This window comes from Streptomyces sp. (assembly GCF_035563135.1).
GTDB lineage: Bacteria > Actinomycetota > Actinomycetes > Streptomycetales > Streptomycetaceae > Streptomyces.
Genome location: NZ_DATMVN010000860.1, coordinates 1 through 4,728, shown reverse-complemented (window position 1 = coordinate 4,728; position 4,728 = coordinate 1). Strand labels below are relative to the sequence as shown.

The window sequence follows — 4,728 nt, the reverse complement described above, 5'->3', positions numbered from 1 at the left end:
GGGCAGGCGGGCAAGCGTGTCCCCCCACTCCTCTGCCCGGCTAGCGGGACGGCGCCGGGGTGGTCACCTCGGGCGGCCTTCGCCAGGTCACGCCTCGGTGCCGGTCTCAGGCCGGGGCTTTCGACGACGGGTGAACTCTTTGGCCCGTTCGACGCGTGAGCGGTGCGGGCCGCTCGGCGTCGTGCACCGCGCGTCAGCGCCCTGGCCACAGTCAGGACAGGTCACCTCATACACCCGCCACGGCGGAGGCGGCTTCGGCTGGTGCCTCTGCCGTTCCCTGCGTTCGTCGATGATCGGCTGCAGCCGCTCGTCATGGGGCACGTACCGCACCTGACGACTGTGGCTCCCGTCATCGACGACGCATTCCTGCCCGCTGCCCACCCGGCAGCGCGGACAGCTTGTCTTTATCCAGTGCCGCCGTGCTACCTGCTTGTGCAGCTGCGGGCGCCGGTGCGGCTGCACATCCGACACGCGGGGCGCGGCGGCCTGGGGCGTGGCCGGCTTGTTGAGGCCGGCGCGAGCCTTCCAGGCAGCAACCTGGTCCTCCTGGCGCGGCCTCAAACGGCCGGCGTCGGCCGCTGCCTGAATCAGCTGCTGAACCTGGGGGCGCAGAACGTGCGCGGCCACGCCCCGGGGGAGGTGACGGAGGTCCTCCAGGAGGGTATGTACGCGCTCGGCCGCCGCCGAGGCGACCGTGGCAACGTGGTCGGCGGCCTTACCGACCACGCGGGTCTCCTCCTCGGTGCGGTCTGAGGCGGCAGTCGCGTTGACGTGGGTGAGCAGCGTCCGAACGCGCTGGGTGTGGCCGGCAGCCACTGCGGCGTCCAGGTCGGCGAGGAGGCCACGGCGGGCCTCGGTCTGCTGCTCCAGCCAATGCCGGGCGTCCGCGACGGCGGCCGCAAGTTGAACCTGCGTCTCCTTCTTGGCGTCGGTGATATCGGCGATCTGGCCGCACAGCCGGGTCACGACGACGACGGCCTCCAGCTTACGAGCGTCGGCAAGCTGACGCAGCAGAACCTGCGCCCGCAACTCGGCATCCGGGGCTGTGCGTGTCCTGCCCGCCGTCCGGGCCGGGGCGGGCGGCCGGCTGGTACGGGAGCGGATGATCTTCTCTACCGCCGGTGTCGACAGGCCGCGCTCAGTCATCTGGCACGTGTCCAGCTCGAACCACTCGACGGGCCGTGCGAACGCCTCGGTGCCGATCTGTACCCGGCGGGCGGTGCCTTCACTGTCCAGGCGGATCCGGTGCACGTACCAGCGGCGGATCAGGGTGTCCCGGTCGACCGGCACAGACATCCCCAGCACCGGCTCGATGCCGTCGTCGTCCCACACCGGATCCAGCGACTGGTCCAGGTGCACGTGCAGCCGGCGGTGACGGGAGGTGATGTCCACCAGCGAGCCGACCGGTGACCCGTTGGGCTGGGCGAAGGCGATGTCGGCTTCCTCGCCCCTGCTCCGGAACCAGGCGGCGGCCGCGGACTTCACGTACAGGTGGTCGGCGCTGGAGATGCCTCGGGCGCGGCGGCCGCAGATGTGGGGTTGGCCGTCGGGGCCAGGGTGATGGGCGAAGTGGCAGACCCGGTCGGTGTAGAGCTTCGTCGTCAGCTGACCACCGCAACCTCCCAGAAGGAGCCCGCACCAGAAGGAGTCGTGTTCGTGGAGGTTGCGGAAGGCATCGAGTTCGATGGCCTCCAGCGGCAGAACGAGCGGCTCTTCGGAATCCGCCCTGCCGAGTACCGCTGTCTGGATCTGTCGTCGATCATGCCGCACACGCCTCACCCTTCTCCTCAACACAGCGTGCCAGCCGCCCCTTCGCTGCGCAGCCGATCACCTGTTTCCCAGCGCGTTGGTGCGCTCACGCCGTACAACTCCCCGGGGCTGGCCACGGAGCCGCAGCGTGCAGTCTGCGGATGCCTGCGCCGAGAGTGCCCCGAGCCGGGGGCCGCTCGTTGAAGTAGGCGGACTCACCTGCCCTGCCGTGATCCCCATCGAAGAAGGCTGCGTGCGATGACCAGGACTCCCCGAACCGCTGATGCTGTCGCGACCACGCTGGATGCCGCAGCCAAGTTGAGCCCGAGCCCGGGCTACATCAACGGTGACGACTACGGGGAGTGGTACATCGAGGCCGGCCCGGAGCTGCTGCGGGCGCTGTCCCAGTTGGCGCTCGCCCACGGCTTGGACACGTTGGCCGCCCGGCTGGAGGCCCTCTGCCACCCGCTGTGCATGGAACCGCTGGACGACGTCCTGACGCCGGGCACCATGCCGCGGCAGTGGTGCGGCACCTCGGTCGAGAAGGAGGGCAACCCGTGTGAGGCGCACGTCCCTGAGCGCGCTGCTGAAATGGGCCGCTGCACCTGAGTGTGCTCGGACACTGAGTGGACGGTGTCCGCCCGGCGGATCTGCCGCGACACCCCTGTACCGGAGGATGACCGCTGCAGGAGGCATGCCCCGCTCTGCAGGGCGGTCCAGCGCAACAAGAAGGTCTGCAACCGGCCCAACTGCACCATCTCCAAGCACCAGGAGGCAGCCACAAGCCGGTGAACCCGCCCCGTGTTGCGTCACCCCCGGGGGCACAACACAGCGGAATGTCGGCCGCGCTGACATTTCTGTCGGTGCGGCCGACGTTTGCTGTCGTGTTCACGGCCGTGGCCCCGCCGGCCGCTGGGTGGGGTTCAGCCTCGGCGGTTACGGAGGGTGGGGCGGGCTGCGGTGTAGGCGTCCCCTAGGGAGGGGGTGGGGCGGCCTGCGAGGACCCAGTCGTCCTGGACTGCGGTGAAGGGGTAGGCGAGGCCGTCGGATCCACGAGCGGGACGGCGAGCCGGGCTGGGTGCTGTGCCTGGTGCCCGGGCGCCGTCCGGTCGCCGTCGCCGCCCCCGTATGGCAGGCGATCGTCGAAGCCGGCCAGCGAGATGCTCGCGGCGTTGAAGGCTGGACGTCTTTCGCTTCTCGACATCCTGGACCGCAGCGACGACACCGCCCGGCAGACACGCGCTCTCAATCTCCTGCAGTCTCTCCCCGGCGTCGGCGCGGTGAAGGCCCGCCGTCATCTCGTGGACCTCGGCATCTCGGAAAAACGAAGGATCCAGGGGCTCGGCGAACGACAGCGCGCCCGCCTGATCGAGCTGTTCCCGCCCCAAGCCTGACTGACTGGCCGCCTCTGCGCTCCCCGCCCGCCCAGAACTCAGTGGTGCAGCATCCGGCGCAGGCTGTCGACACGCTCTTAGCCCTGCTCGGAAGGCCGTGGATGCGCTTTCAGGGTGACCGCACAACAGCGACGTGGCGAGCGCGGCAGGAAAGGGCGAAGCACTTCGGCGCGGGTACGTTCCTCGCCATTCGCAACGTCGCAGCCCACGCGGAGGCTGTGAACTGGTCTCGGCAGGAGGCGCTGGAGCATCTGACCGGACAACCCGGCGATGCGGGTTAGAACGCGACCCCCGATGACCTCTGCCAGGGGAGCAGGGCGCAACCGTCGCACCATTCGTTCCGGCTGTGTCCCGCCTCTGCCTGGTGCCGGCGTTTCATCGCCCAGAATGCCTCGTGGTACGCCTGCCGGGCCTGCACACACTCCTGCTGCTCCCTCTTGGTCAGATGCGACCAGCAGGCCCCGGGATCCTCTGCGCCATATCCGCGCGGCCATTCCGCCGCCTGCCGCTCGCAGGCCCGCCCGTCCCTTCTGCGGCGTAGGCAGGTCTCCTTCACTCCGTCGGTGCGGGCACCCCATGGCGGCGAGGTGAACCGGACCCAATCTGCGGGAAGCACGCGCTTCTTGCCCGGAGCAGGCCGCGTGGTGTCGAGGTACACCCGGCCGCTATAGGGCGCCTGCCCCGGCACGTACCTGGCCGGCTGAACGGCGGGTGGCCCGCTCGTCATCCAGGTGCCCGACAGCAGCTCGGCAATCTGCCGCACGGTCGTCTCGTCGACCCCGGCGATGTCGACGTAGGCCGTACCGGGCCCGGACAGGTGCGCCGTAGCGATGTCTCCCATGCCTGCAAGACGCCCGCCTCCGCATCCGGGTTACGGCCTGCGCCAAAGTTCACCTGGAAGAAGACGCGCACAGAGGTGGCCGACTTGCGGGCCTCACCGACTTCGCGGTCCGACGGAACAGCGGTTCGGTACCGACCGTCCCAGCGCCTGCGCGTGCGCCCTGGGGCGTGTCCGTGCAGGCGGCGTCGCCTCCGGAAAGCGGGCCGTTCGACGCGACCGCGGTGAGCCGCCCGGGGTCGGTGTGACGATCGGCATCGTGGCCGGGGCGCGGTGCCGGTGGTGCGGCCCGGCCGGTCGACGTGCGAAGGGCGCCCGGCCGGGCTCCGTTCGCCATGATCGGGCGCTTGCCCCGGGGGCGGGGGCTGACGAGGCCGGGTCGGGGCCCGTACGAGTGACCGCGGTGCTGGGCCGGATGCTGGAAGGCCTCACGTCAGGTCAGCCGGGGTGGCGTTCGGGGTGCACCAGTCTCCGTCGAAGAGGGAGGCAATCAGGGCGGCGTGTTCGGCGGGGAGTTGGTCCTCGCGGTACTTGGTGCGGGTTTTGGCGAACCAGGGGCCGATCTGGACGGTGTCGCCGTCGACACGGAGGGTTTCGCGGGCGGTGGGGGCGCGGCCGTGGCGGTGGAGGAAGAGTTCCAGGAGCTGCACGGTCTGGGCGAAGGTGCGGCGGGTGCGGCGGGCCGGTGCCAGGGGGCTGGTGGCGGGGGTGAGGCGCAGTGCGGTGAGCAGGTCGCGCTGGCCGGGG

5 protein-coding genes and 1 pseudogene are annotated in these 4,728 nt (G+C 70.5%); 3 read left to right on the top strand and 3 right to left on the bottom strand.

What is annotated here, in order from left to right:
• Positions 1 to 87 precede the first annotated feature (87 nt).
• Complete coding sequence (locus VN520_RS37970) at positions 88 to 1,779, bottom strand: hypothetical protein (RefSeq protein WP_325751510.1); 1,692 nt, start codon at positions 1,777 to 1,779, stop codon at positions 88 to 90.
• Between the two features lie 228 nt (positions 1,780 to 2,007).
• Between VN520_RS37970 and VN520_RS37965 the strand changes: the two genes are divergently transcribed.
• The 3 genes from VN520_RS37965 (at position 2,008) to VN520_RS37955 (ending at position 3,424) form a co-directional block, all read left to right on the top strand.
• Complete coding sequence (locus tag VN520_RS37965; protein WP_325751509.1) at positions 2,008 to 2,358, top strand: hypothetical protein; 351 nt, start codon at positions 2,008 to 2,010, stop codon at positions 2,356 to 2,358.
• 551 nt (positions 2,359 to 2,909) lie between these two features.
• Entirely contained in the window at positions 2,910 to 3,143 is a 234-nt protein-coding gene (gene mihF, locus VN520_RS37960; RefSeq protein ID WP_325751508.1) for an integration host factor, actinobacterial type, read from the top strand.
• A 101-nt stretch (positions 3,144 to 3,244) separates the two neighbouring features.
• Positions 3,245 to 3,424 (top strand): TIGR02391 family protein, encoded by a 180-nt coding sequence (locus VN520_RS37955; protein ID WP_325751511.1) that lies wholly within the window; start codon positions 3,245 to 3,247, stop codon positions 3,422 to 3,424.
• Here VN520_RS37955 and VN520_RS37950 read toward each other — a convergent pair.
• Together VN520_RS37950 and VN520_RS37945 are read right to left on the bottom strand one after the other, a co-directional pair.
• A complete protein-coding gene (locus tag VN520_RS37950; protein WP_325751507.1) occupies positions 3,421 to 3,984 on the bottom strand; it encodes a DUF6207 family protein in 564 nt (187 codons plus the stop codon). The genes VN520_RS37955 and VN520_RS37950 overlap by 4 nt on opposite strands.
• Positions 3,985 to 4,409: 425 nt before the next feature.
• Positions 4,410 to 4,728: pseudogene (locus VN520_RS37945) on the bottom strand (restriction endonuclease subunit R); the annotation flags it as partial.

Bases quoted from the DNA above. Each gene is read 5' to 3' on its own strand.
- mihF (WP_325751508.1), top strand. From the start codon at position 2,910: ATGCTCGCGGCGTTGAAGGCTGGACGTCTTTCGCTTCTCGACATCCTG.
- VN520_RS37950 (WP_325751507.1), bottom strand. From the start codon at position 3,984: ATGGGAGACATCGCTACGGCGCACCTGTCCGGGCCCGGTACGGCCTAC.
- VN520_RS37955 (WP_325751511.1), top strand. From the start codon at position 3,245: ATGCGCTTTCAGGGTGACCGCACAACAGCGACGTGGCGAGCGCGGCAG.
- VN520_RS37965 (WP_325751509.1), top strand. From the start codon at position 2,008: ATGACCAGGACTCCCCGAACCGCTGATGCTGTCGCGACCACGCTGGAT.